Source organism: Citrobacter sp. Ce119 (assembly GCF_030334525.1).
GTDB lineage: Bacteria > Pseudomonadota > Gammaproteobacteria > Enterobacterales > Enterobacteriaceae > Citrobacter > Citrobacter europaeus.
In genome coordinates this window covers 295,743-320,318 of the sequence record NZ_JAOWDR010000051.1, presented here as the reverse complement: position 1 = coordinate 320,318, position 24,576 = coordinate 295,743, and the positions used below count along the sequence as shown (strand labels likewise).

Genomic DNA, 24,576 nt, shown 5'->3' with positions numbered 1-24,576 from the left:
CACGCACATGGATGTGCGTTGCCATTTGTCGGTATGCCCCGACATGTTTTTCTTGCCCCGCCAGTCCCGGGGCTTTTTTTATTTTTGTGCCAACGCTCGCGCCGCGGCAATCACGCCTTGCCCCAACGACAACCCACCGTCGCCCGCCGGTAAACGCTGCGGGAACAGTAAAGTAAAATCATGCAGATAAATAGCCAGACGGGCTGACAATAAACGGTTATGCATCACACCGCCGCTAAATACTAACGTCTTGATTCCACGCGCTTCGGCCTGCTCTCGCATCAGAGTAGCAAACCCACGCGCCAGCGCGTCGTGAAACGCCCACGCTCTTTCCGCTGGTTTGGCCTGCCAGTTCAGCCATTGCTGCCAAAAAACCGCTAAGTCCAGTTCATTGCCATCAAGCGGCACCGTGACAGGGTGATCAACATCATCACACTGCGATGCCAGCGCCTCCAGCGCGCAGGCCGCTTCTCCTTCATAACTCAACGAGTCCGGCGCACATTGCAGCGCAGCGGCAACGGCGTCAAACAACCGTCCGCACGATGACGCCAGCGGAGCGTTGATCCCCCGTTCAATAGCGCGCGCCAGCACATTCCAGCTTTGATGCTGCAGCGCAGATGTTTCCGGATAACGCTGCCAGTCAGGAACAAAACGCAGGCACTGCGCGAGCAGGTTACGCCACGGCTGTTTTGCCGCCAGATCGCCGCCCGCCAGCGCTACCGCAGGTAAGCCGCCAAGGTGTTCGCATTCACGATAGTTGACCCGCAAACACTCTCCCCCCCACAGCGCGCCGTTTTCCCCCATGCCGATACCGTCTAACGTCAGAGCAATCACGTCGCCACCGTCGAGCGGCCAGCCGTGCTCGGCAAGACACGCAGCGGCATGCGCATGGTGATGCAGCGCCGTTTCAACTGGCAGCTCCATTTCGCTGGCCCACTGGCTGGAAACATAGCCAGGGTGTGCATCGTGCACAATACGCTGCGGCGTAAAGTCATAAATGCTCTGGATCAGGCGCAGCGCATCACGCCACTGCTGCTGAATGCCGTCATCGCTGAGATCGCCCAAATGCTGGCTGATAACCGCCTGTTCGCCACGCATCAGACAGAAAGTATTTTTCAGATCCGCGCCTAAACACAGCATCGGCGGCACATCGCGAAATCCTGGCGGCAGTGCTACCGCATCCGGTACGTAACCTCGGGAACGACGCAGCATTTCCCCACTTTCACGCACCACCGAGTCATCCATCCGCTGCACAATTTCGCGGTTATGCAGCAGGAAACCGTCAGCAATGTCGCGTAAATCTTCCAGCGCCTGCGCGTTGGTAATGGCCGGAGGCCTGCCGCTGAGATTGCCGGAGGTCATCACCAGTGGGCAATTCATCTCTTGTAAAAGTAAATGCTGTAACGGATTCGCGGGCAGCATGACGCCAACCTCCGTTAACCCTGGCGCAATTCCTTCGCTCAATGCCGCGACATAGCGCTTCTTTACCAGCACGATCGGCGCGGCAGGGGTAGTCAGCAAACGACGAGCGGGTTCAGGTAGCCCGTCATCACCTGGCAGCATTACCGCCAGAGGTTTTGCCGGACGGCGTTTGCGCAACCTGAGCAACGCTATGGCATCATCATTTCGCGCATCACACACCAGATGAAACCCGCCAATGCCTTTAACGGCCACAATACCGCCTGCTTTCAGCCGCGATACCGCCGCCTGCAACGCCTCTTCTTTCTCCGCCCGCTCATCCGCGCTGAACCACTCAAGATGAGGGCCGCAGGCCGGACAGGCAACGGGCTGGGCATGGAAGCGACGATCATACGGGTCGCGATACTCTTTATCGCATTGCGCACAGAGTGGGAACGACGCCATCACAGTGAACGGCCGGTCATAGGGCATGGCGCGGATAATCGTAAAACGTGGACCACAGTGGGTGCAGTTGATAAAGGGGTATCGGTAGCGACGTTCGCCGGGGGTGTTCATTTCAACAAGGCATTCGGGACAGGTCGCGGCGTCAGGAACGATTTGCGTATTCATCGTACCGCCAGCACTTTGACGAATCGAGAAATCGGCAGGCTGCTGCGTCCAGGCGAATGGTTCGCTCTCAACGCTGTCAATACGCGCCAGCGGTGGGCAGTGTTGATGCAACTGTGCAATAAACTCCGCCGGATCTTCCTGTACACGCACAACCACACCGTCACCGTCGTTACACACATCGCCATGCAGTTGTAACCGCTGCGCCAGTTGCCAGACGTAGGGGCGAAATCCGACACCCTGTACCTTACCGCGAATACGCAGTTGTACGCCGGAGTGGTTGTTTATTGTCATTAAGTAGTCCCGCAGTCATCTATCCCCGTAGGCCGGATAAGGCAAAGCCGCCATCCGGCATAAGTACTGCCGTATTTTACGCGGATTTTCAGATATCAGAACAGCAAAGATGCGGTGGAATCCAGCGCCGCGCGACGGCGTTTTTCCGCGCTCAATTGCTCAAGCTTATTGCGATCCACATAAATCAGCGCGTGAGTCGGGCAGACTTCCATACAGGCAGGGCCGGCCTCACGGTGGTGGCACAGCTCGCACTTATTAGCTTCTGCTTTTTCTGCACGGACGTTCAGACCCGCGCCGCTGTTACGCACAACCGGGCGCACAACCACTTCCATTGCGCCATAAGGGCACGCCACAACGCAGGTTTTACACCCAATGCAGCGTTCCTGCATCACGTGGACAAAGCCTTTATCACGGCTGATAGCACCGTTCGGGCAGACGTTAGCGCACGGCGCGTCTTCGCACTGGCGGCACAGCGTCGCCGTGGAGACATTAACGCCTTTGATGACGTGAATGCGGGGTAAAAAAGTTTCAGGGGTCAGCGATGCGCAGTCCTGGTTATCCTGATGGGATACCACGCAGGCCACTTCACAGGTACGGCAACCAATGCATTTATTGGCGTCTGCAATGATGAAACGGTTCATCAATTTCTCCAGCAATGACAGAATATCTGCCGAAGCATTCACAAATCGTGCCAGGTTTTAATTGACTGTTATTAAAGGTTTTTTATTCTGACGAATGCAGGAAAGGCGTGTCATCGTCACTAGTGACGATGACAAATGACAGCCGTCAGCGCAAGACAAGCGGCGCAACAGAGTCGCGTTGGATGAGTTCGCCGGTGAAGGTTTTTGGCGGCGTAAATGCCCCGTCATCCAGCATAAAGATCAGACGTCCAATCGTTTCCTGAATCATTTCCGTCACCGGTATTTTGACGCTGGAAAGCGCCGGAATAGTGTATGGCGCGAGGGCGATATCATCGAAGCCAATCACCGACACCTGCGCAGGAACGCGCACGCCATGCACGTGCAACTGCTTCATCGCGCCGATCGCCATATCGTCATTACTGGCCACCAGCGCGGTGAATTTGACCTTGCGCGAAAGTAAAGTATCCACACCCGCTGCGCCGCAGGCCGGCGTCCATTTCCCGTTAACAATCAGATCATTGTTTAGCGGGATACCATGATGCGCCAGCGCGTCTTTATAGCCTGAAAGTCGCTCCACGCCGGTAGGGGAATCCATTGAACCGGTAATAAATCCAATCTCTTTATGCCCGGCGGCAATGAGCTGAGTAACGGCGTTGAAGCTGGTTTGCTTTTGATCGCACCACACGCTGTGGCTACTGTTTTTCCGCAAGCGTCGATTAAGCACCATAATCGGCTGGCTGTGGGCGTCGATGATATCGTCTATCTCATCCACGCTGAGAAAACGCGGATAGATCATAATCGCGTCACAGCGCAGGTCGAGCAGGTACTGGATCGCCTGGCGCTCTTCCTCAGCGCTGTGTTTACCGTCAGCCAGTAACAGCTGGCGTCCTTTATCTTCCGCCATCCGCGCGGTATGAAACAGCAGCTCGCTGAAATAGACGCCGTGATAAAGGGTATTTGTTACCACCAGACCCAGCGTCTGTGTGGTTTTCGCTGCGAGACTGCGCGCCAGCAAGTTTGGGCGGTAACCACTCTCTTCAATGGCCTGAAACACGCGGTCTTTGGTCTCCTGGCTGACATAGCCGTTTCCGGAAAGCACCCGGGAAACGGTCGCTTTCGACACCCCGGCACGCTTCGCCACCTCCAGCATCGTGGTCATATTACTCATCCCTATTCTCTCAATGTGACGCAGTGTACTGCACCGTTTCGCCGCTGTCCTTGCTGCTAAATCGCAGACGCTGACATCTGGTGATCGGAGTCACAATTACAAAAAGTGATCAAAATTAAATCTTGCTCATTATTCATAATTTAAACATGATTTTGTGGAACCGGTTTCCTATCTGTGTTTCATTCACTCAGAAAAGCGACCAACGTAAACGGATAAAACATAACGTACTCTACTGATAAAACAGGATTAAATCCGATGTCCAAGAATTATGCAGCGCTGGCGCGCTCCGTTGTGACGGCTCTGGGAGGCGTCGACAACATCACAGCAGTAACCCACTGCATGACCCGTTTGCGTTTCGTTATCAAAGATGACTCGCAGGTCGACAGCGCGACGCTGAAGACGCTCTCTGGCGTGCTCGGCGTGGTGCGTAACGATAATCAGTGCCAGGTGATTATCGGCAACACCGTTTCGCAGGCGTATCGTGAAGTGGTCAGCCTGTTGCCTGCCAACATGCAACCTGCTGAGCCGCAAACCAAACCCCGACTGACGCTGAAGCGGATTGGCGCGGGGATCCTCGACGCGCTGATCGGCACCATGTCTCCGTTGATCCCGGCAATTATCGGCGGATCAATGCTCAAGCTGCTGGCGATGGTTCTGGAAATGACCGGCGTGCTGGTGAAAGGTTCGTCCACACTCACCATTCTGACCGTTATCGGCGACGGCGCATTTTTCTTCCTGCCGCTGATGGTCGCCGCTTCGGCAGCCATCAAATTCAAAACCAACATGTCGCTGGCTATCGCCATCGCAGGGGTACTGGTGCATCCCAGCTTTATCGACCTGATGGCGAAGGCCGCGCAGGGTGAACACGTTGAGTTCGCCCTGATCCCGGTGACGGCGGTGAAGTATACCTATACGGTGATCCCGGCACTGGTCATGACCTGGTGTCTGTCTTACATCGAACGCTGGGTCGATCGCATCACTCCGGCGGTGACCAAAAACTTCCTGAAACCGATGCTGATCGTACTGATCGCCGCCCCACTCGCCATCGTCATCATTGGCCCGGTAGGCATCTGGATCGGGAGTGCGATTTCCGCGCTGGTGTATACCATTCACGGCTATCTCGGCTGGCTGTCGGTAGCCATTATGGGCGCGCTGTGGCCGCTGCTGGTAATGACCGGTATGCACCGCGTCTTTACGCCAACCATCATTCAGACTATTGCCGAGACCGGAAAAGAAGGCATGGTGATGCCGTCTGAAATCGGCGCCAACTTGTCATTAGGCGGTTCATCGCTGGCAGTAGCATGGAAAACTAAAAACCCGGAGTTGCGTCAGACGGCGTTAGCGGCAGCTGCCTCAGCCATTATGGCGGGTATTTCCGAACCTGCGCTGTATGGCGTGGCGATCCGCCTGAAACGTCCGCTGATTGCGAGCCTTATCAGCGGCTTTATCTGCGGCGCCGTTGCCGGAATGGCCGGACTGGCAAGCCACTCCATGGCGGCTCCGGGCCTGTTCACCAGCGTACAGTTTTTCGATCCGGCCAATCCGATGACCATCGTCTGGGTATTTGGCGTGATGGCGCTGGCAGTAGTGCTTTCCTTTGTATTAACACTGATTCTCGGCTTTGAAGATATTCCTGTCGAAGATGCAGCCGCGCAGGCCAGAAAAAATCAGGCCGCACAACCGGGCAATATCAATGGAGCCAGCATTTGACTGGTATCAACTGAGGTTAATTATGTCTGTTTTTCCGCAAGGATTTTTATGGGGCGGCGCACTGGCCGCCAACCAGTCTGAAGGGGCATACCGGGAAGGCGGCAAAGGGCTGACCACCGTCGATATGATCCCTCACGGCGCACACCGGATGCCCGTCAAACTGGGTCAGGAAAAGCGCTTTACGCTTCAGGATGACGAGTTTTATCCCAGCCATCAGGCGATCGACTTTTATCATCGCTATAAAGAAGATATCGCGCTGATGGCGGAAATGGGGTTTACGGTTTTTCGTACTTCCATTGCCTGGAGCCGTCTCTACCCTAACGGCGATGAACTGACGCCGAATGAAGAGGGTATCGCGTTTTACCACAGCGTGTTTGCCGAGTGTAAAAAATACGGAATTGAGCCGTTGGTCACGCTGTGCCATTTCGATGTGCCAATGCATCTGGTCACCGAGTACGGCTCCTGGCGTAACCGCAAAATGGTGGAGTTCTTTACCCGCTACGCCCGTACCTGCTTCGAGGCGTTCGACGGTCTGGTGAAGTACTGGCTGACCTTCAACGAAATCAACATTATGCTGCACAGTCCCTTTTCTGGCGCCGGGCTGGTATTTGAAGAAGGTGAAAATCAGGATCAGGTTAAATACCAGGCCGCGCACCACGAACTAATAGCCAGCGCCCTGGCGACTAAAATTGCCCATGAAATTAATCCGCAAAACCAGGTCGGTTGTATGCTGGCTGGCGGCAATTTTTATCCTTACTCCTGTAAACCGGAAGATGTATGGACCGCGCTGGAAAAAGACCGCGAAAACCTGTTCTTTATTGATGTGCAGGCGCGCGGGGCTTACCCCGCTTACTCTGCCCGTGTGTTTCGCGAAAAAGGCGTGGTGATAGAAAAAGCCCCGGAAGATGACGACATCCTGAAAAACACCGTCGATTTTGTCTCGTTTAGCTACTACGCATCGCGCTGTGCCTCTGCTGAAATGAACACCGGCAATACCAGCGCCGCCAACGTGGTGAAATCGCTGCGTAATCCATATATTGCCACCAGCGAATGGGGCTGGGGCATCGATCCGCTCGGTCTGCGCATTACCATGAACATGATGTATGACCGCTACCAGAAACCGCTGTTTCTGGTGGAAAACGGGCTGGGGGCGAAAGATGAAATCGATGCTAACGGCGAGATCAATGACGACTATCGCATCAGCTATTTACGCGAGCACATTCGCGCCATGGCAGACGCTATTGAGGATGGCGTGCCGCTGATGGGTTACACCACCTGGGGCTGTATTGATCTGGTTTCTGCCTCAACCGGTGAGATGAGCAAACGCTACGGTTTTGTGTATGTGGACCGCGATGACGCGGGTAACGGCACGCTGGCGCGCACCCGCAAGAAATCATTCTGGTGGTACAAAAAAGTGATCGCCAGCAACGGTACCGATCTGGCCTGACGGGCCTGCCGGAGGGGTCTACAGCCCTCCGGCAGAAGTACGTATTTTCATTTCATTTATTGCATTCAAAATGTGGAATCATCCTTCCAGTTTCAGGTTTGCTCGCGCCCTTTTTTACTGGCATTTTATTCAGTAGTTTTTAATCCTGGCCGTTCACCACAAGGAAACGTGTATGACTGATAAAAATGGCAAAATAGCAGTGGCTATCACCAAACCCGTACGTCGTTTGAAAGTCGGCTATGTCAGAAAACGCCATGAAGATCCCAAAACGGGTTTCACGCGACGAATCAGTCGGCACGCTTCACTCACGCTGAACGGTGACTGGCTGGAACAAGCTGGGTTTCCTACCGGTACGGCAGTAAAAGTGTCAGTGATGCAGGGGAAATTAATTATTGAGCAGGCCATTGAGTGACGAGGATACGCAGGGAAACAGGCCGGATGTCGCTCACATCCGGCACTGATACGGTTTACTCTTCCGGCGCTTCCAGCTCGGAGAATCCGCCGTGTCCTTCCCAGCCAGCTAATCGCTGATAGACGGTATCAACCGCATCTTTAATCGGTTGTGTCATCGGGTAGTAAAAACCGACAATATCTGGCTGAATGCCAAGGAAAATTACCTCGCCTACGTCGTCTTTCAGTTGATCGACCAGGTAGTTCAGCGGCATGTTGTGGGTGGTCATCATGAACATCTCAGCAATATCATCAGGATCGATAATACGGATTTCACCGGGGTTTAGCCCCATGTCGGTGGCATCCACGATCAACAGACGCTGCGGGCGCAGTTCACGGATGGCGACGATGTCGTTCTCCGGCGCGCTACCGCCGTCGATGACAACCCATTGACCTTGAGGGTTTGCGGCACACATTTCGGCCAGCAGCGGACCCGCGCCGTCATCGCCCATCATGCTGTTACCTACACATAATAAAACGTCAGTCACGGTGTCTCCTCACCATCAGATAGATAGCGCTTTCCTGGTGGATATCGTGCAGCATGCTGAGCATCAGCTTGCTCCACTCCTGCTGCTGCGGGGTCTGCACGGCACGCGCATCATCGAACGCGCGCGCCAGCATTTGCACATGGTTGAAATCGATGACTATCTCACCATACTTCGGCACGCCTTCCATTTTCCGGCGAGCTTCACTGCCTTCGGCAAGCGTAGCAATCCACGCCAGATATTCATCCCACGGACAGGTTAACGCCGCTTCCAGGCAATCGATGATCCCAAGGTGGTGACCAATCGCCAGGCTGTAATAGACAACCTGCTGCGCCTCAGCGGGCGTTGCATCGTTCTCATCAATAAACTTACGGCTCAGTTGACTGAACACCACCGTTTCACTCATCGGATACGCGCCTCTTCGACAACATGATTAAGATGCGTGACGATCTCGGTCAGACGCGGATCGTTTTCCGCTTCCAGCCAGCGCGCCACCTGATGCTCGCCTTGCCCTAACTGCGTCATATAGTCATCAGCAATCTGGCGGCCATAGCGGTATCCCGCCAGACGGCGTGCTTCGCGGTCCACCTTCACACGCAGCGGCTGAACCATATCCGGATGCAGAATTTCCGCCGGCTGTTCGTCCAGTTCACCCGGCGCTCGCGCGTGAATTTTTTGTTCCAGCAGTCCCAGCGCCATGGCAAAGCCGTACAGCGTTGCCGCAGGCGTCGGCGGGCAACCAGGAATATACACGTCCACCGGTACGATTTTGTCCGTGCCGCCCCATACGCAGTATAAGTCGTGGAAGATACCGCCGCTGTTACCGCAGGCACCGTAAGAGATACAAATTTTCGGATCCGGGGCTGACTGCCAGGCGCGCAGTGCCGGAGAGCGCATGGCACGCGTTACCGCGCCGGTAAACAGCAGAATATCCGCATGGCGCGGCGACGGTACCACTTTGATACCAAAACGTTCGGCATCAAACAGCGGAGAAAGCGTGGCGAAAATTTCGATTTCACAGCCGTTGCAGCCGCCGCAGTCCACACGGTAAACGTACGCTGAACGCTTGATGCTTTTAAGCAGCGACGCTTTCATGCTGGCAATGGATTCATCCACCGTCATCGGCACTGGAATACCGTTGGCGTCACGTGGGCCTAATAAATTGCTCATCAGCTGGCCTCTTTCATATGGCGAGTCAGTTCAATACGGTCAGACGGCACCAGACATTTCTGGCGCTTACAATCCGGGCAGGTCTCAAAGCTTTCACGGTGGTTTTCCGCACGGCTGTCACCGTTGTGCTTCAGCAGCGCAATGGCGTAGTCGATCTCTTTTTGTACCGCAAACGGGCGGTTACAGACGCGGCAATTACACAGCGCAAAGCGGGACTGCTGCAGGAAATCCTCTTTCTTCCACACCGCTAGTTCATACTCCTGCGACAGTTTGATTGCCGCCGTCGGACAGACTTCTTCGCAGCGGGCGCAGAAGATGCAGCGACCGAGGTTGAACTGCCACGCCAGCTCATGGGTAACCAGATCGGTTTCTACCGTTAGCGCGTTCGACGGGCATGCATTCACACAGGCCGCACAGCCGATGCACTGCTGCGGATTATGTTCCGGTTTGCCACGGAAGTTTTTATCGACCGCAATCGGCTCCAGCGGATACGACGACGTCGGCGCCCCGGTTTTGATGACTTTTTTGATAAAGGTAAACATGGCGATTCCTTATTTCAGCGGCGAGTTTTTACGCTCGATGCTGTAGCGCTCAAGTTCTTTGTACGGCACGACTTTGCTCTTCTTCTTACGCACATCAACCACGGTCATACGGTCAGTACAGGAGTAGCAAGGGTCGAGGCTACCGATAATCAGCGGGGCATCGGAAACGGTATTGCCACGCAGCATGTAGCGCAGCGTCGGCCAGTTGGCGTAAGTCGCCGCACGGCAGCGCCAGCGATACAGTTTCTGGTTGTCGCCGGTCATGCTCCAGTGGATGTCATCTCCACGCGGCGCTTCAGCAAAGCCCAGTGCGAAACGGTGAGGAATATAGGTAAAGCCTTCCACCATCAGCGGGCCGCCCGGCAGGTTATCCAGACCAAAGTCGATCATATTCAGCGCGGTGTAGACTTCATTGATACGGACTTTCAGGCGAGAAATAACGTCGCAGCCCTGCTCGCTGTGAACTTCCATCGGCAGCAGACCATAACCGACAAACGGGTGATCGGCGCGGGTGTCACGTGCGTGGCCGCTGGCGCGAACCATCGGGCCGACGTTACTGAAGTCACGGGCAATTTCCGGATCCAGACGACCAATACCAACCGTACGCTGTTCCATGTTCGGCGTGCTGAGCAGCATATCGACCAGTTCCTGCACGTCACGACGCATCTGCTGCGCCAGTTGACGGGTCTGGATCATATCTTCTTTCAGCAGGTCACGACGAATACCGCCGATCAGGTTCAAACCGTAGGTTTTACGTGCCCCAGTGAGGATCTCCGCCATCTTCATCGACGTTTCACGCACGCGGAAGAACTGCATAAAGCCGGAGTCAAAACCGGTGAAGTGACAGGCCAGGCCGAGGTTCAGCAGGTGCGAGTGCAGACGCTCAACTTCCAGCAGAATGGCGCGTATCATCTGCGCACGTTCCGGCACCACGATGCCCATCGCATTCTCAACGGAGGTGGTATAAGCGGTGCTATGCGCAAAACCACAGATACCGCACACGCGATCCGACAGGAACGTGACTTCGTTATAACCCATACGGGTTTCCGCCAGTTTCTCCATGCCGCGGTGAACATAGAACAGACGGTAGTCGGCGTCGATGATGTTCTCGCCGTCAACGAACAGGCGGAAGTGACCGGGTTCATCGGAGGTGACGTGCAGCGGACCAATTGGCACCACGTTGTTTTTCTTGTCGCCCAGTTCGTTGATGAACTCGTAGGTTTCGGCATCGGTGGTTGGGGCCGGGCGCTGACGATAATCCATACTGTCTTTACGCAGTGGGTAGAGTTCGTCCGGCCAGTCATCCGGCAGTACCAGACGACGTTCATCCGGTAAACCTACCGGGATCAAACCGTACATATCGCGCACTTCGCGCTCGCCCCAGACTGCAGCCGGAACGCGCGGCGTGACGGACGGAAACTCCAGCTTATTGGCATCGACCTCAACGCGGACGGTTATCCAGCACTTGGTGCCCTGCTCCATCGACATCACGTAATAAACGGCGTAATGACCGCACAGCTGACGTTCGTCGTTACCAAACAGCACGGATAACCAGCCGCCCTGTTTGTAGTACAGGAACTCCACCACTTCCGGCAGGTAGTTCACCTTGACGGTGATCGTCAGCTGATCTTTGGTCTGCCAGGCTTCATCCAGCACCACGCCCGGAAAGGCCTGGTGCAGCGCAGCGAGATATTGTTGACCTAATTTTTCTTCAGACATGCTCAAACTCTCTTAAATCACGCCACCAGCAAGGAGACGAACGCTAAAAACGCAAACCCAAAACCGGCCCAGGTCACGCGTGAAGTGGCGCAAAAACGCAGACGCGCCATGCTGTTTTCGAACAGGGCGATGACCAGCACGCCGAGGACCAGCTTGACGACGGCAATCACCAGCGCCAGCAGCAGTCCACCGGCGGTGAAGGTTTCCATCTGTCCCCACGGCAGGAACACGCCAACGAACATTTGCAGAACGACCAGCTGTTTGAGGCTAATGCCCCACTTCAGCACGGCAAAACCGCTGCCGCTGTATTCGGTCAATGGACCTTCCTGCAGCTCCTGCTCTGCTTCCGCCAGATCGAACGGCAGTTTGCCCATTTCGATAAAGGTGGCGAAAGCACAGGCGCACAGTGCCAGAATCAGCGGAATGCTGCGCGCAGCAGGCCAGTGATAAATGGTATCGGCGATATTGCTGATATGGGTTGAACCCGCAACCTGTGCCGCTACCCACAGCCCCAGCAGCAGGATAGGTTCAACCAGCACGCCGAGCATCGCTTCACGGCTGGCGCCAATGGCGGTAAACGGGCTACCGGTATCCAGTCCCGCGATAGAGAAGAAGAAACGGGCGATGGCGAACAGGTAAATTAAGGTGATCAGATCGCCCAGTTGTGGCAGCGGCGAGCCAACGGTCACTACCGGCAACGCAGTGGCGATAGTCAGCATCACGCCCACCATCACAAACGGCGTCAGGCGGAAAACCCAGCTGGAATCCGCAGGCGCAATGCTCTGACGGCCCAGCAGTTTGATAATGTCGCGGTATTCCTGCAAAACGCCCGGACCGCGGCGATTGTGCAAACGCGCACGCGCCACGCGGGTAACACCGGACAGCAGCGGCGCAACGGCAAACAGCACCAGCGCCTGAATTAACGGATATAAAACACTCATTCTCAGGCTCCTCGTGAAACCACAATCACCACCAGCACCGCCAGCTCAATCAGCGCCAGGCGACGGAACAGCACCGGTGCAGCCGCATTCTGCCAGCCCGGAACCAGTGATACCGGGTTCAGCCATTTACGCAGTTTGAGTACCGGGGCAAAGGCTTCTTTCACCGGCATGGCAAAACCGTGCGCGGTAATCACCATTGACTGCTCGTGATCGTAACCACACACCCATGCCGCACCGCGTGAACGCGACGGCAGACGGTTGCCTTTGAAAATGGCCATGATGATGAACGGCAGCAGCGGACACGCGATCAGCAGCAGCGTGATCATTGGCTGAGAAACGGTGGTGTTCGCGGTTTCCAACGGCAGCGGAACGGCAGAGGAGATCATCGGCAGCAGCCACGGCGCAGCAACGCCGCCAATCACGCAGCAGATAGCCAGCGCGACGACGCTCACTCCCATCAGGATTGGCGCGCAGCAGGCATTTTCAGCTTCCTTAGTGCGCGGTGCGCCAAGGAACGTAACGCCATAGACTTTCGCCATACACATCACCGCCAGCGCGCCGGTAATTGCCAGCCCTACCGCCAGCAACGGTCCTAACAGGCTACCGACAAACGCGCCGCTGTTGCCAAGCTTAAAGAAGGATTGGTAGATAACCCACTCACCGGCAAAACCGTTCAGCGGCGGCAGTGCGGCCATCGCCATCAGACCAACCAGCATCGCCAGCGAGATAACCGGCATACGTTTACCGATACCGCCCAGTTTTTCGATATCACGATGACCGGTACGGAACCAGATGCTGCCTGCGCCCAGGAACAGAACGCTTTTGAACAGGCTGTGGTTTACCAGGTGGTACAGACCGCCGGTCAAACCCAGCGCAATCAGTGCCGGTTGATTCAGGGAGATTCCGGTCACGCCAGCGCCCAGACCCAGCAGAATAATGCCGATGTTTTCTAGCGTGTGGTACGCCAGCAGGCGCTGGATATTGTGTTCCATCAGCGCATACAGACCGCCAACAAACGCGGTGATCATGCCCAGCACCAGCAGCGTAATCCCCCACCACAGCGGCGCGTTACCGCCCAGCAGCGACAGGGAGAGAATACCCAGCAGACCAACCTTCATGACGACGGTAGAGAACAGCGCAGCAGCCGGTGCGCTGGCATTGGCGTGTGCCTGTGGCACCCAACCGTGGAGCGGAATAATCCCGGCCAGCAGGCCAAAACCTGCCACGCCCAGCAGCCAGATGTCAGATCCGAGCGGCAGTTCCTGGGTGCGCAGGTCTAGCAGACGCAGCTCCAGCGTGCCGTAACGTTGCCACACCAGGTAGCAGGCGACCGCCAGCAGCAGCGTACCAATACGCCCCAACGCAAACCACAGTTTGCCTTCTTTACTGCATCCGGTGAGGAACACGGCACACAGCGCCATGATTTCCGCCATCACCACCAGCGTACCGAGGTTGCTGGCAACCACCGCACATACCGCCGCGGCCATCAGCAAATTCACCAGTAGGCCGTTAGCTTTCACCTGCGGATGACGATGCCAGTCAATGTTGTACAGGCTGACAAACAGGCCGCACAGGCCCAGCGTAATCAGCCAGATAGCGTTCAGCGGCGTGACTTGCAGACTGTGGCCGATAAACGGCATCACGCCGCTAATCGCAACGGCGCGGGTCAGTACGAGAAACCCCGCAGCCGCCGTACACAGGCTGCCCACCGCACCGCCAACCCCGGCAATCCAGCCGCTCAGCGGTTTATGAAACGAAAACAGAAATGCCAGAACCGCAGCCGCTGTAAACCAGGCCACGCCGCTGTTAATTAGTGAAATTGCGCTCATTTTGCATCTCCACTCTGAGCCTGCTGAAACAAGGTGAGATCGCCGAAATCGGTATTGAAAGTCAGCTCACGCTTACGTTTGCTGGCGCGGGCGATATCCATGTTGCTCACCAGATGCAGGGCTTTGGTTGGGCACATGCGTACACAGGCCGGACCAAGCTCATCAAAACTGCACAGATCGCATTTCACCGCGATGGCGCGAACGCCCGGAACCCAATCCAGCAGCGTGCTCACGCGGGCAGGCGCTGGCGGAGCCGGAGGCGCTTTTGGCGTATTGGCGTTTGCCGGGATATGCAGCGGACGGCTACCGGAAAACTCAATTGCGCCAAACGGACAAGCAATCCCGCACAGTTTGCAGCTTACGCACAGGCTTTCATTCAGTTGCACGGCACCATCAACGCGATTAATCGCATTAACCGGACAAACGGTGGCGCAAGGCGCATCTTCACACTGGTGGCAAAGCTGCGGGGCGGATTCTTTTTCATTTAACATCACTTTCAGGCGCGGCATTGACTGCAGGCCATGCTGGCGATGTGTCTCTGAGCAGGCGGCTTCACAGGTGTGGCAGCCGATACAAAGAGTGGAGTCAGCAATTACAAAACGATTCACCAGGCATTCCTCAGGTGATAGTCATTTTTGACGAAAACATGTCTGGTAAATGTCATTTCGACATTTTTCGACATGCCCATTCCCTAAACTGTCGTGACGCAATATGAAAGCGCATCATGACAAAAGTGGGCAGCACCCGAGGCTTAAGCCGGGCTGTGTCCCTCAACCAGTTGGCTTAAATTCACCGGCATATTGTTCTCAACCGCGGTGTAGAGGCTGTCGTAGACGGTGGCGATTTTTTCGAGATAGTGCTCCAGCACCTGCTCGCGATCGCGGTTGCTGATACGCTCATCGACTTTACCGTCGATGGTCAACTCTGCCCGTGCAATCAGTTGTTTATCATCACCATCTTTCGTTTCAACGTAGTATTCGATGGTGTGGCTGTTAAAGCCGTCCGCCAGCGTGACGTAGATAGTGAAGTGTTCAAAAAGGACGAAGCAGAGATCCTTGTCCGGTGCGCAGCTCATTGCATGATGCAAACGCGCTTTTGACAGGGTGATCCCCTGAACCAGCGAGTTACAGTAAATACGCCACTGGTCCTGTAGGCGACGGTGCCGTTCAGCGATGTAATCGGCTTTTTCGCTTATTTCCCAAATAGTCATGTCAGGTTACCCGTTTAGCAGAGATGAACACCCTTAAGCACATTTCATGCCAAAATTAAAATTCTTTATTTTCATATAGATAAAAAACATAAACCCGGTGACGACGTGTCATTTCGTCATCGTCGTCATTGTCACTCGCGGGAAATTTCAACCTGGCATGTTTATTGCTTTTAATATCGCAACTTCACAGGAGGCGGTATGCACGAAATAACCCTCTGCCAACGGGCACTGGAATTGATTGAACAACAGGCCACGCAATACGGTGCTCAGCGAGTAACTGGGGTCTGGCTCAAAATTGGCGCATTTTCTTGCGTAGAAACCAGCGCTCTCGCCTTTTGTTTTGATCTGGTATGCCGCGGGACCCTTGCAGAAGGTTGTAAACTCCACCTCGAAGAACAAGAAGCCGAATGTTGGTGCGAATCTTGTCAGCAATACGTCACCTTACTGACGCAACGCGTGCGCAGATGTCCGCAATGCAACAGCGATATGCTGAGAATTGTGGCCGATGACGGCTTACAGATTCGACGTATTGAAATAGATGAAACTCCAGCGCCGGATGCCGACGCCTAAGCGTCTTGTCCGGCCTACAGGAATGGCCTGAGTTGTTGGCCGGAAAAGACGAAGCCGCCATCCGGCAACAGATATACCGCAAGATAAAGATCAGGAGTGAGCGATGTGTACGACATGTGGTTGCGCTGAAGGCAACCTTTATATAGAGGGTGATGAGCATAATCCCCACTCGGCGTTTCGCAGCGCGCCATTTGCCCCGGCAGCTCGTCCGGCGCTGAACATAACCGGTGTGAAGACCTCCAGTTTCACGCCAAGCCAGACCGAAGAAGGCGATTTGCACTACGGTCACGGAGAAGCAGGCACCCACGCGCCAGGCATGAGCCAGCGTCGGATGCTGGAAGTGGAAATTGACGTGCTGGACAAAAACAACCGTCTGGCCGAGCGCAACCGCGCCCGCTTTGCTGCCCGTCAACATCTGGTGCTGAACCTTGTCTCAAGCCCTGGCTCCGGTAAAACCACGCTACTGACCGAAACGCTGATGAAGCTTAAAGACAGCGTGCCGTGCGCCGTGATTGAAGGCGACCAGCAGACGGTTAATGATGCCGCCCGTATTCGCGCCACAGGCACCCCAGCCATTCAGGTCAACACCGGTAAAGGCTGTCACCTCGACGCACAAATGATTGCTGACGCCGCGCCGCGTTTGCCGCTTGACGATAACGGTATTCTGTTCATTGAAAACGTCGGCAACCTGGTCTGCCCGGCCAGCTTCGACCTCGGCGAGCGCCATAAAGTGGCCGTGCTTTCAGTAACCGAAGGTGAAGACAAACCGCTGAAATACCCGCATATGTTTGCCGCCGCATCGCTGATGCTGCTCAACAAAGTGGATCTACTGCCGTACCTCAATTTTGACGTAGAGAAGTGCATCGCCAGCGCCCGGGAAGTGAACCCGGAAATTGAGATTATCCTGATTTCTGCCACCAGCGGCGAAGGCATGGATCAATGGCTCTCCTGGCTGGAGGCGCAGCGATGTGCATAGGTGTTCCGGGTCAAATCCGCACCATTGATGGCAACCAGGCTAAAGTCGACGTTTGCGGTATTCAGCGTGACGTCGACCTGACGCTGGTCGGAAGCTGCGATGAACATGGTCAACCTCGTCTGGGTCAGTGGGTACTGGTCCACGTCGGTTTTGCCATGAGCATCATTAATGAAGCTGAAGCGCGCGACACGCTCGACGCGCTGCAAAATATGTTTGACGTTGAGCCGGATGTCGGCGCATTGCTGTATGGCGAGGAAAAATAATGCGTTTTGTTGACGAATACCGCGCACCAGAACAGGTGATGCAGTTGATAGAGCACCTGTGTGAACGTGCCGCACTCCTCCCCTACACGGCTGAACGCCCGCTGCGCATCATGGAAGTTTGTGGTGGTCATACCCACGCTATCTTCAAGTTCGGTCTCGACCAGTTATTGCCTGAAAATGTCGAGTTTATTCATGGACCAGGCTGCCCGGTTTGCGTTCTGCCGATGGGCAGAATCGACAGCTGTGTTGAAATCGCCAGCCATCCAGAAGTGATTTTCTGCACCTTTGGCGATGCGATGCGCGTCCCGGGTAAACAAGGTTCTTTGCTACAAGCCAAAGCACGCGGCGCAGATATCCGCATCGTCTATTCACCGATGGATGCGCTGAAGCTGGCGCAGGAAAACCCAACGCGTAAGGTAGTGTTCTTTGGCCTGGGTTTTGAAACCACAATGCCAACCACCGCCATCACCCTGCAGCAGGCAAAACAGCGTAACGTGCAGAACTTTTACTTTTTCTGCCAGCACATCACGCTTATTCCTACGCTGCGCAGTCTGCTGGAGCAGCCGGACAACGGCATCGACGCCTTTTTAGCGCCAGGCCACGTCAGCATGGTGATTGGTACCGATGCCTATAACTTCATTGCGTCAGACTTCCATCGTCCGTTAGTGGTCGCCGGTTTCGAACCGCTCGATTTGCTGCAGGGCGTGGTGATGTTGATTGAACAGAAGATTGCCGAGCATAGTCAGGTCGAAAACCAGTACCGCCGCGTGGTGCCGGACGCCGGTAACGCGTTAGCGCAAAAGGCTATCGCCGACGTGTTCTGCGTCAATGGCGACAGTGAATGGCGCGGCCTGGGCGTAATTGAATCCTCTGGCGTTCACCTGACGCCAGACTATCAGCGTTTTGATGCCGAAGCGCATTTCCAGCCAGCGCCGCAGCAGGTGTATGACGATCCGCGCGCCCGTTGCGGAGAGGTATTGACCGGCCGATGCAAACCGCATCAGTGCCCGCTATTTGGCAAAACCTGTAACCCGGAGACCGCGTTTGGCGCCCTGATGGTCTCCTCAGAAGGCGCATGTGCCGCCTGGTATCAGTATCGTCAGCAGGAGTGTGAAGCATGAACAGCGTACAACTCGCCCACGGTAGCGGCGGTCAGGCTATGCAGCAGTTGATCAACAGTCTGTTTATGGAAGCTTTTGCTAATCCGTGGCTGGCAGAACAAGAGGATCAGGCACGTCTGGAACTGGCGCAGCTGGTGGCAGAAGGCGATCGTCTGGCATTTTCAACCGACAGCTATGTTATCGATCCGTTGTTCTTCCCGGGCGGCAATATCGGCAAGCTGGCTATTTGCGGTACGGCTAACGACGTAGCGGTCAGCGGCGCAATCCCGCGCTACCTCTCCTGTGGTTTTATCCTCGAAGAGGGTCTGCCGATGGAGACGCTGAAAACCGTCGTTAACAGCATGGCAGCAACCGCGCGCGAAGCGGGCATCGCCATCGTAACCGGCGATACCAAAGTCGTGCAGCGCGGCGCAGCAGACAAGCTGTTCATCAACACCGCCGGAATGGGGGCGATCCCCGCCAACATCCACTGGGGGGCACAGACCCTCAGCCCGGGCGATGTGCTGCTGGTCAGCGGTACGCTTGGCGATCACGGCGCAACTATCCTTAACCTGCGCGAACAGTTGGGTCTTGATGGTGAACTGGTCAGCGACTGCGCGGTATTAACGCCGCTTATCCAGACGCTACGTGATATTCCCGGCGTGAAGGCGCTGCGTGACGCGACCCGTGGCGGCGTGAATGCGGTAACGCATGAATTTGCCGCCTCATGCGGATTTGGTATTGAGCTGTCTGAAGCGGCCCTGCCCGTGAAGCCCGCGGTGCGCGGCGTTTGCGAACTGCTGGGTCTGGATGCGCTCAACTTTGCTAACGAGGGCAAGCTGGTGATTGCCGTTGAGCGCCAGGCGGCTGAAACGGCGCTTGCCGCGCTGCGCGCGCATCCGTTAGGGCGCGATGCCGCAATGATTGGTGAAGTGGTGGAACGCAAAGGTGTACGTCTTGCCGGACTCTACGGCGTGAAACGAACCCTCGATTTACCACACGCCGAGCCATTGCCTCGTATATGCTAATAGCCGGTTGGCAGCAAGCTGTAGGCCGGATAAGACACATTTGCGTCGACATCCGGCATTAACGATGCATTTTCGCCTGATGGCGCTTTGCCGATCGGGCCTACGGTTCGTGTAGCCGGACCAATCCGGCAATAAATTACGACTTATACCTATAATTCATTTACCGTTTTCGCACCGTTCTGCGGTGCTTTTCCTGGAAAAGCAATATGTCGTATACACCGATGAGTGACCTTGGACAGCAAGGCCTGTTCGATATTACTCGTACATTATTACAGCAGCCCGATCTCCCGTCTCTCAGCGAGGCGCTTTCGCAGCTGGTCAAGCGTTCAGCGCTGGCCGACTGTGCGGCTATTGTCTTGTGGCAGGCACAAACGCAGCGTGCGCGTTATTTTGCGACGCGTGAAAATGGTAAACCCATCGATTATGAAGACGAAACGGTGCTGGCGCATGGCCCGGTACGCCGTATTTTGTCTCGCCCCGATGCGCTGCACTGCAACTATCATGAGTTTACGGAAACCTGGCCGCAACTGGCCTCAGGCGGGCTGTATTCTGAATTTGGCCACTACTGTCTGTTGCCGCTGGCGGCAGATGGGCGAATCTTTGGCGGCTGCGAATTCATCCGTAATGAAGATCGGCCGTGGAGTGAAAAAGAGTACAACCGGCTGCAGACCTTCACGCAAATAGTCGGCGTTGTTGCTGAACAAATTCAAAGCAGGGTCAGCAACAACGTCGATTACGATTTACTGTGCCGCGAGCGCGACAACTTTCGCATCCTGGTCGCCATCACCAATGCGGTGCTCTCGCGTCTCGACATTGATGAACTGGTTAGCGAAGTCGCCAAGGAGATCCATCACTACTTCGACATTGATGCTATCAGCATCGTGTTACGCAGCGATCGCAAGAATAAACTCAGCATTTATTCCACCCATTATCTGGATGAACATCATCCGGCGCACGAACAAAGTGAGGTGGACGAAGCAGGCACACTCTCTGAACGGGTCTTCAAAAGCAAAGAGATGCTGCTGATTAACCTGAGTGAACGCGATACCCTTGCTCCTTACGAACGGATGCTGTTCGAAACCTGGGGCAACCAGCTACAGACTCTGTGCCTGCTGCCGCTGATGTCCGGCAATACTATGCTCGGCGTACTGAAGCTGGCGCAGTGCGAAGAGAAAGTGTTCACCACCGCCAACCTAAAACTACTGCGTCAAATCGCCGAACGCGTGGCGATCGCCGTAGATAACGCCCTCGCCTACCAGGAGATCCACCGCCTGAAGGAACGTCTGGTCGACGAAAACCTGGCGTTGACGGAACAACTCAACAACGTGGAGAGTGAGTTCGGCGAAATCATTGGCCGCAGCGAAGCGATGTACAGCGTACTCAAGCAGGTCGAAATGGTGGCGCAAAGCGACAGCACCGTCCTGATTCTGGGTGAAACCGGAACGGGTAAGGAGCTGATCGCGCGGGCAATTCACAACCTGAGCGGACGCAACGCCCGCCGAATGGTGAAAATGAACTGCGCGGCAATGCCTGCCGGATTGCTGGAAAGCGATCTGTTTGGCCATGAGCGCGGCGCGTTTACCGGGGCCAGCACGCAGCGGATTGGGCGTTTCGAACTGGCGGACAAAAGTTCGTTGTTCCTCGACGAAGTTGGCGACATGCCGCTGGAACTTCAGCCGAAGCTGCTGCGCGTTCTGCAGGAGCAGGAGTTTGAACGTCTGGGCAGCAATAAGCTGATCCAGACCGACGTTCGCTTGATCGCCGCCACCAACCGCGATCTGAAAAAGATGGTCGCCGATCGCGAGTTTCGTAACGATCTCTACTATCGGCTGAACGTCTTCCCGATCCATCTGCCGCCGCTGCGTGAGCGCCCGGAAGATATTCCGCTACTGGTGAAAGCCTTCACCTTTAAGATTGCCCGCCGGATGGGGCGCAATATCGACAGTATTCCCGCCGAAGCTCTGCGTACGCTGAGCAATATGGAATGGCCGGGTAACGTGCGTGAACTGGAAAACGTGGTAGAGCGCGCGGTTCTGCTCACCCGAGGCAACGTGCTGCAACTGTCCCTGCCGGATGTTGTCGCGTTGACGCCATCCACCCCACCAGTGGCGACCGAAGTCGCGCAGGACGGCGAAGATGAATATCAGCTGATAATGCGCGTGCTAAAAGAGACCAACGGCGTCGTTGCCGGTCCGAAAGGCGCGGCGCAAAGACTGGGGCTGAAACGCACAACGTTACTCTCACGCATGAAACGATTGGGCATTGATAAGGATGCACTGGTTTAGCCAGTGTGGTTATACTGGGTGATATCTCAACGAAAGGAGGCAGTATGGCGGTATCAGCACGTAATCAATTAACCGGTACGGTAAGCGCAGTCGCTACGGGCGCAGTGAATGATGAAGTTGAACTGACGCTGGCTGGCGGCGCAAAACTGGTCGCGATTGTAACCCATAGCAGCCAGCAGGCGTTGGGTCTGGCAAAAGGGAAAGAGGCAATTGCCCTGATTAAAGCGCCGTGGGTAACGCTGGCAACAGAAGACTGCGGCCTGAAGTTCTCCGCCCGTAACCAGTTTGCCGGTAGCGTTTCCCAGGTCACTGAAGGCGCAGTCAACGCCACGGTACATATCAAAACTGACGCAGGCTTTGAGATTGTTGCCGTCGTCACCAACGAAAGTCAGCAAGAGATGAAACTGAGCCAGGGAAGCCGCGTTGTTGCGCTGATCAAAGCCTCAGCCATTCTGATTGCCACCAAAGCGTAATCACCATTCGTCAACGCATGGCCAGTTTGCCCGATAGCGCTGTGCTTATCGGGCCTACGCGGCAGGAGCGCTTGCTCTCGTAGGCCAGATAAAGCATCGCCGCCATCCGGCATAGAATTACTTCTTCCGCTGGTATTTCTCTGGCAATTCCGGTACCGGACGTTTGTCATCAATCAGATGACGCACGGTCAGAATCGGATGACGCCAGAGCATTCTTGGTCCAGCCCAACGCATAATTTGCTTCATCTCTTCGCGTTTAGCAGGTTGATAACAGTGCACAGGGCACTGTTTACAGGCCGGTTTTTCCTCACCAAATACGCACTTATCGAGGCGCTTTTGCGCATAGGCAAACAACGCATCGTAATGCCCCGGCTCGTCTGAAGCCTGCGGACACTGGCTTTCATACAGCGAGATCATTCTCTGGATCGTCATTTTTTCACGTGCAATACGTTTGCCGGACATGATGCCTCCACAATTAAGTTGCATAAATAATACACCTTAACAGTGAAGGCAACCATCACATGAGATCAATTCCCCACGAGAATGACTAAATTGCCCTGCGTTTATAAGGACGGTAGTGCGGTAGCCAAAAGTTATCGTTGATGCTCTGCAACAGCGCGTCGTCGCTCATCTTCTCTGCCACATCTGACTGCTGCGCCGTCTTGCCGACCTCGAAGGCAATGCGGCGCGTCACGTCACAGATTGTCCCAATCTCCGGCAACAGAGCGCCTTCCCCGTTATGCACCAGCGGAGAAGCATCGGCCAGCGCACGGCTTGCCGCCATCAACATGGCTTCTGTTATTCGCGCCGCGCCGCTGGCGATAGCCCCCAGACCGATGGCCGGGAAAACATAAACGTTATTGCACTGCGCAACCGGAATGGAACACCCATTGAATTCAACCGCATCGCAGGGGCTGCCGGTCGCGATGATGGCCCGTCCCTCGGTCCAGCGAACAATATCTTCTGGCCGCGCTTCCATTCTCGAGGTGGGATTCGACAACGGCATAACAATCGGCCGATCGCAGTATTGGTACATCGTGCTAATCACCTCCTGCGAAAATAATCCGGCCTGGCCCGACACACCCAGCATCACCGAAGGTTTGGCATTGTGGATAACCTCCAGTAACGACGGAGTCTGCCCCTCATACAGCCAGTCAGATAAGGCCACAGGAGGCTGCGCCAGCGGTTGCTGGAAATCCGCTAATCCATGATTGGTGGTCATCACCAGACCGTCGCGATCCACCATAAAAATGGTCCGTCGGGCTTCGGCCTGGCTCATTCCTTCAGAGATGCGGCAGGCGATAATATGTCGGGCGATCCCACATCCGGCAGCACCCGCCCCCACAATCACAATCGATTGCTGACGGAAATCGCGGCCGCTGCCACGACAGGCAGCAACCACGGTCGCCAGAGCCACCGACGCCGTGCCCTGAATATCATCATTAAAACAGCACAGCTCATCGCGATAGCGGTCCAGTAACGGTACAGCGGTATGCTGGGCGAAATCTTCAAACTGCAGCAGAACGTTAGGCCAGCGCCGTTTTACGGCAGCAATAAACATACCAATGAATGCGAAGTAGTCTTCGCCAGTTATGCGCGGATGACGCCAGCCGATATAGCGCGGATCGTCCAGCAGTCGCGTATTGTTCGTACCGACATCCAGCAGAATGGGTAGCGTATTCGCCGGATTAACCCCGCCACAGACGGTATAGAGCGACAGTTTCCCGATAGGGATCCCCATACCGCCAACGCCCTGGTCACCTAGTCCCAGAATGCGCTCACCATCAGTGACGACGATGACCTTGATATCGTGTCGTGGAATATCATGCAAAATATCGTCAATACGATCGCGATCGGGCCAGGAAATAAAGACACCACGCGCCCGACGATATATCCAGGAGAATTTTTCGCAGGCAGCCCCGACTACTGGGGTATAAACGATTGGCAACATCTCGGGCAGGTGCTTTTTCAACAGGTAATAAAATAAAGTTTCGTTGGTATCCTGGATATTACGCAGGTAAATATGTCGAGCGCTGTGGGATTCAGCCTCAAGATATTGTTGATACGCCCGCTCAGCTTGTTCATCAATATTCTCAATCGCACAAGGCAGTAGCCCACTCAGGTTAAAGTCATGTCTTTCTTGCTGCGTGAAGCTACTTCCCTTGTTTAATAACGGAGACTCAAGCAGTAACTTCCCCGTAAACGGGACGTATAAAACATCGTTTGTCACGTTGCCATCCATAAATTACA

General features: G+C 55.3%; 24 protein-coding genes. 10 read left to right on the top strand and 14 right to left on the bottom strand.

What is annotated here, in order from left to right:
- Positions 1-78: 78 nt before the first annotated feature.
- From hypF to OGV80_RS14025, 3 genes are all read right to left on the bottom strand, one after another.
- Positions 79-2,319 (bottom strand): carbamoyltransferase HypF, encoded by a 2,241-nt coding sequence (gene hypF, locus OGV80_RS14035; protein WP_200001187.1) that lies wholly within the window; start codon positions 2,317-2,319, stop codon positions 79-81.
- Positions 2,320-2,414: 95 nt separating this feature from the next.
- Positions 2,415-2,960 (bottom strand): electron transport protein HydN, encoded by a 546-nt coding sequence (gene hydN, locus OGV80_RS14030; RefSeq protein WP_286515162.1) that lies wholly within the window; start codon positions 2,958-2,960, stop codon positions 2,415-2,417.
- 145 nt (positions 2,961-3,105) lie between these two features.
- Positions 3,106-4,119 carry a LacI family DNA-binding transcriptional regulator gene (locus tag OGV80_RS14025; RefSeq protein WP_043017976.1) on the bottom strand — a complete coding sequence of 338 codons (1,014 nt, stop codon included), beginning with the start codon at positions 4,117-4,119 and terminating at the stop codon, positions 3,106-3,108.
- 264 nt (positions 4,120-4,383) lie between these two features.
- Here OGV80_RS14025 and ascF point away from each other — a divergent pair, with 264 nt between their 5' ends.
- The 3 genes from ascF (at position 4,384) to OGV80_RS14010 (ending at position 7,697) form a co-directional block, all read left to right on the top strand.
- On the top strand, positions 4,384-5,838 hold the full coding sequence (ascF, locus tag OGV80_RS14020; RefSeq protein ID WP_043017335.1) for a PTS cellobiose/arbutin/salicin transporter subunit IIBC: 1,455 nt from the start codon (positions 4,384-4,386) through the stop codon (positions 5,836-5,838).
- A 22-nt stretch (positions 5,839-5,860) separates the two neighbouring features.
- Positions 5,861-7,285 (top strand): 6-phospho-beta-glucosidase, encoded by a 1,425-nt coding sequence (locus tag OGV80_RS14015; protein WP_087051262.1) that lies wholly within the window; start codon positions 5,861-5,863, stop codon positions 7,283-7,285.
- Positions 7,286-7,457: 172 nt separating this feature from the next.
- On the top strand, positions 7,458-7,697 hold the full coding sequence (locus OGV80_RS14010) for a SymE family type I addiction module toxin (protein ID WP_075145731.1): 240 nt from the start codon (positions 7,458-7,460) through the stop codon (positions 7,695-7,697).
- A 55-nt stretch (positions 7,698-7,752) separates the two neighbouring features.
- Here the strand turns inward: OGV80_RS14010 and hycI are convergent, their stop codons facing one another.
- The 9 genes from hycI to hycA all read right to left on the bottom strand — a co-directional run bounded on the left by hycI (position 7,753) and on the right by hycA (position 15,631).
- Complete coding sequence (gene hycI, locus OGV80_RS14005; protein WP_043017337.1) at positions 7,753-8,223, bottom strand: hydrogenase maturation peptidase HycI; 471 nt, start codon at positions 8,221-8,223, stop codon at positions 7,753-7,755.
- Positions 8,216-8,626 carry a formate hydrogenlyase maturation HycH family protein gene (locus OGV80_RS14000; RefSeq protein ID WP_003037385.1) on the bottom strand — a complete coding sequence of 137 codons (411 nt, stop codon included), beginning with the start codon at positions 8,624-8,626 and terminating at the stop codon, positions 8,216-8,218. Before OGV80_RS14000 ends, hycI begins: the two co-directional genes overlap by 8 nt.
- Positions 8,623-9,390: a formate hydrogenlyase subunit HycG gene (gene hycG, locus OGV80_RS13995; RefSeq protein ID WP_003037388.1), complete on the bottom strand. Its 768-nt coding sequence runs from the start codon at positions 9,388-9,390 to the stop codon at positions 8,623-8,625. The genes OGV80_RS14000 and hycG overlap by 4 nt, the downstream gene beginning before the upstream one ends.
- A complete protein-coding gene (gene hycF, locus OGV80_RS13990; RefSeq protein WP_016154185.1) occupies positions 9,390-9,932 on the bottom strand; it encodes a formate hydrogenlyase subunit HycF in 543 nt (180 codons plus the stop codon). The genes hycG and hycF overlap by 1 nt, the downstream gene beginning before the upstream one ends.
- Before the next feature lie 9 nt (positions 9,933-9,941).
- Positions 9,942-11,651 carry a formate hydrogenlyase subunit HycE gene (hycE, locus tag OGV80_RS13985; RefSeq protein WP_003037393.1) on the bottom strand — a complete coding sequence of 570 codons (1,710 nt, stop codon included), beginning with the start codon at positions 11,649-11,651 and terminating at the stop codon, positions 9,942-9,944.
- A 17-nt stretch (positions 11,652-11,668) separates the two neighbouring features.
- Positions 11,669-12,592 (bottom strand): respiratory chain complex I subunit 1 family protein, encoded by a 924-nt coding sequence (locus tag OGV80_RS13980; protein WP_003825914.1) that lies wholly within the window; start codon positions 12,590-12,592, stop codon positions 11,669-11,671.
- Positions 12,593-12,594: 2 nt separating this feature from the next.
- Complete coding sequence (gene hycC / locus OGV80_RS13975; protein WP_200001191.1) at positions 12,595-14,421, bottom strand: formate hydrogenlyase subunit 3; 1,827 nt, start codon at positions 14,419-14,421, stop codon at positions 12,595-12,597.
- A complete protein-coding gene (gene hycB / locus OGV80_RS13970; protein ID WP_043017341.1) occupies positions 14,418-15,029 on the bottom strand; it encodes a formate hydrogenlyase subunit HycB in 612 nt (203 codons plus the stop codon). The genes hycC and hycB overlap by 4 nt, the downstream gene beginning before the upstream one ends.
- Before the next feature lie 143 nt (positions 15,030-15,172).
- Positions 15,173-15,631 carry a formate hydrogenlyase regulator HycA gene (hycA, locus tag OGV80_RS13965; RefSeq protein ID WP_043017342.1) on the bottom strand — a complete coding sequence of 153 codons (459 nt, stop codon included), beginning with the start codon at positions 15,629-15,631 and terminating at the stop codon, positions 15,173-15,175.
- Between the two features lie 198 nt (positions 15,632-15,829).
- Between hycA and hypA the strand changes: the two genes are divergently transcribed.
- From hypA to OGV80_RS13930, 7 genes are all read left to right on the top strand, one after another.
- Positions 15,830-16,201, top strand: coding sequence for a hydrogenase maturation nickel metallochaperone HypA (hypA, locus tag OGV80_RS13960; RefSeq protein ID WP_016154191.1), 372 nt, complete (start codon positions 15,830-15,832; stop codon positions 16,199-16,201).
- 103 nt (positions 16,202-16,304) lie between these two features.
- The gene (hypB, locus tag OGV80_RS13955) at positions 16,305-17,177 is read left to right on the top strand and encodes a hydrogenase nickel incorporation protein HypB (protein ID WP_286515159.1); all 873 of its coding nucleotides are present in this window, start codon (positions 16,305-16,307) and stop codon (positions 17,175-17,177) included.
- Entirely contained in the window at positions 17,168-17,440 is a 273-nt protein-coding gene (gene hypC, locus OGV80_RS13950) for a hydrogenase 3 maturation protein HypC (RefSeq protein ID WP_003037411.1), read from the top strand. Before hypB ends, hypC begins: the two co-directional genes overlap by 10 nt.
- Positions 17,440-18,561, top strand: a complete 1,122-nt coding sequence (hypD, locus tag OGV80_RS13945) for a hydrogenase formation protein HypD (protein ID WP_043017344.1) — start codon at positions 17,440-17,442, stop codon at positions 18,559-18,561. The genes hypC and hypD overlap by 1 nt, the downstream gene beginning before the upstream one ends.
- The gene (gene hypE, locus OGV80_RS13940; RefSeq protein WP_043017345.1) at positions 18,558-19,568 is read left to right on the top strand and encodes a hydrogenase maturation carbamoyl dehydratase HypE; all 1,011 of its coding nucleotides are present in this window, start codon (positions 18,558-18,560) and stop codon (positions 19,566-19,568) included. The genes hypD and hypE overlap by 4 nt, the downstream gene beginning before the upstream one ends.
- A gap of 206 nt (positions 19,569-19,774) precedes the next feature.
- On the top strand, positions 19,775-21,853 hold the full coding sequence (gene flhA / locus OGV80_RS13935) for a formate hydrogenlyase transcriptional activator FlhA (protein WP_043017346.1): 2,079 nt from the start codon (positions 19,775-19,777) through the stop codon (positions 21,851-21,853).
- Between the two features lie 44 nt (positions 21,854-21,897).
- On the top strand, positions 21,898-22,326 hold the full coding sequence (locus OGV80_RS13930; protein WP_003825890.1) for a TOBE domain-containing protein: 429 nt from the start codon (positions 21,898-21,900) through the stop codon (positions 22,324-22,326).
- Between the two features lie 117 nt (positions 22,327-22,443).
- On the opposite strand, the gene OGV80_RS13925 is transcribed toward OGV80_RS13930, so the two are convergent.
- Complete coding sequence (locus OGV80_RS13925; RefSeq protein ID WP_003825888.1) at positions 22,444-22,788, bottom strand: nitrous oxide-stimulated promoter family protein; 345 nt, start codon at positions 22,786-22,788, stop codon at positions 22,444-22,446.
- 85 nt (positions 22,789-22,873) lie between these two features.
- The gene (locus tag OGV80_RS13920; RefSeq protein WP_286515158.1) at positions 22,874-24,568 is read right to left on the bottom strand and encodes an NAD-dependent malic enzyme; all 1,695 of its coding nucleotides are present in this window, start codon (positions 24,566-24,568) and stop codon (positions 22,874-22,876) included.
- Between the last annotated feature and the right edge of the window lie 8 nt (positions 24,569-24,576).

What these genes read in the sequence shown, in the direction of transcription:
- hycF (WP_016154185.1), bottom strand. Translation starts at nt 9,932, where the DNA reads ATGTTTACCTTTATCAAAAAAGTCATCAAAACCGGGGCGCCGACGTCG.
- hypC (WP_003037411.1), top strand. Translation starts at nt 17,168, where the DNA reads ATGTGCATAGGTGTTCCGGGTCAAATCCGCACCATTGATGGCAACCAG.
- OGV80_RS13980 (WP_003825914.1), bottom strand. Translation starts at nt 12,592, where the DNA reads ATGAGTGTTTTATATCCGTTAATTCAGGCGCTGGTGCTGTTTGCCGTT.
- OGV80_RS13925 (WP_003825888.1), bottom strand. Translation starts at nt 22,788, where the DNA reads ATGTCCGGCAAACGTATTGCACGTGAAAAAATGACGATCCAGAGAATG.
- OGV80_RS13930 (WP_003825890.1), top strand. Translation starts at nt 21,898, where the DNA reads ATGGCGGTATCAGCACGTAATCAATTAACCGGTACGGTAAGCGCAGTC.
- hycA (WP_043017342.1), bottom strand. Translation starts at nt 15,631, where the DNA reads ATGACTATTTGGGAAATAAGCGAAAAAGCCGATTACATCGCTGAACGG.
- hycC (WP_200001191.1), bottom strand. Translation starts at nt 14,421, where the DNA reads ATGAGCGCAATTTCACTAATTAACAGCGGCGTGGCCTGGTTTACAGCG.
- hypF (WP_200001187.1), bottom strand. Translation starts at nt 2,319, where the DNA reads ATGACAATAAACAACCACTCCGGCGTACAACTGCGTATTCGCGGTAAG.
- OGV80_RS14000 (WP_003037385.1), bottom strand. Translation starts at nt 8,626, where the DNA reads ATGAGTGAAACGGTGGTGTTCAGTCAACTGAGCCGTAAGTTTATTGAT.
- OGV80_RS14015 (WP_087051262.1), top strand. Translation starts at nt 5,861, where the DNA reads ATGTCTGTTTTTCCGCAAGGATTTTTATGGGGCGGCGCACTGGCCGCC.
- OGV80_RS14025 (WP_043017976.1), bottom strand. Translation starts at nt 4,119, where the DNA reads ATGACCACGATGCTGGAGGTGGCGAAGCGTGCCGGGGTGTCGAAAGCG.
- OGV80_RS13920 (WP_286515158.1), bottom strand. Translation starts at nt 24,568, where the DNA reads ATGGATGGCAACGTGACAAACGATGTTTTATACGTCCCGTTTACGGGG.
- hypD (WP_043017344.1), top strand. Translation starts at nt 17,440, where the DNA reads ATGCGTTTTGTTGACGAATACCGCGCACCAGAACAGGTGATGCAGTTG.
- hypE (WP_043017345.1), top strand. Translation starts at nt 18,558, where the DNA reads ATGAACAGCGTACAACTCGCCCACGGTAGCGGCGGTCAGGCTATGCAG.
- hypB (WP_286515159.1), top strand. Translation starts at nt 16,305, where the DNA reads ATGTGTACGACATGTGGTTGCGCTGAAGGCAACCTTTATATAGAGGGT.
- hycE (WP_003037393.1), bottom strand. Translation starts at nt 11,651, where the DNA reads ATGTCTGAAGAAAAATTAGGTCAACAATATCTCGCTGCGCTGCACCAG.
- OGV80_RS14010 (WP_075145731.1), top strand. Translation starts at nt 7,458, where the DNA reads ATGACTGATAAAAATGGCAAAATAGCAGTGGCTATCACCAAACCCGTA.
- hycG (WP_003037388.1), bottom strand. Translation starts at nt 9,390, where the DNA reads ATGAGCAATTTATTAGGCCCACGTGACGCCAACGGTATTCCAGTGCCG.
- ascF (WP_043017335.1), top strand. Translation starts at nt 4,384, where the DNA reads ATGTCCAAGAATTATGCAGCGCTGGCGCGCTCCGTTGTGACGGCTCTG.
- flhA (WP_043017346.1), top strand. Translation starts at nt 19,775, where the DNA reads ATGTCGTATACACCGATGAGTGACCTTGGACAGCAAGGCCTGTTCGAT.
- hydN (WP_286515162.1), bottom strand. Translation starts at nt 2,960, where the DNA reads ATGAACCGTTTCATCATTGCAGACGCCAATAAATGCATTGGTTGCCGT.
- hypA (WP_016154191.1), top strand. Translation starts at nt 15,830, where the DNA reads ATGCACGAAATAACCCTCTGCCAACGGGCACTGGAATTGATTGAACAA.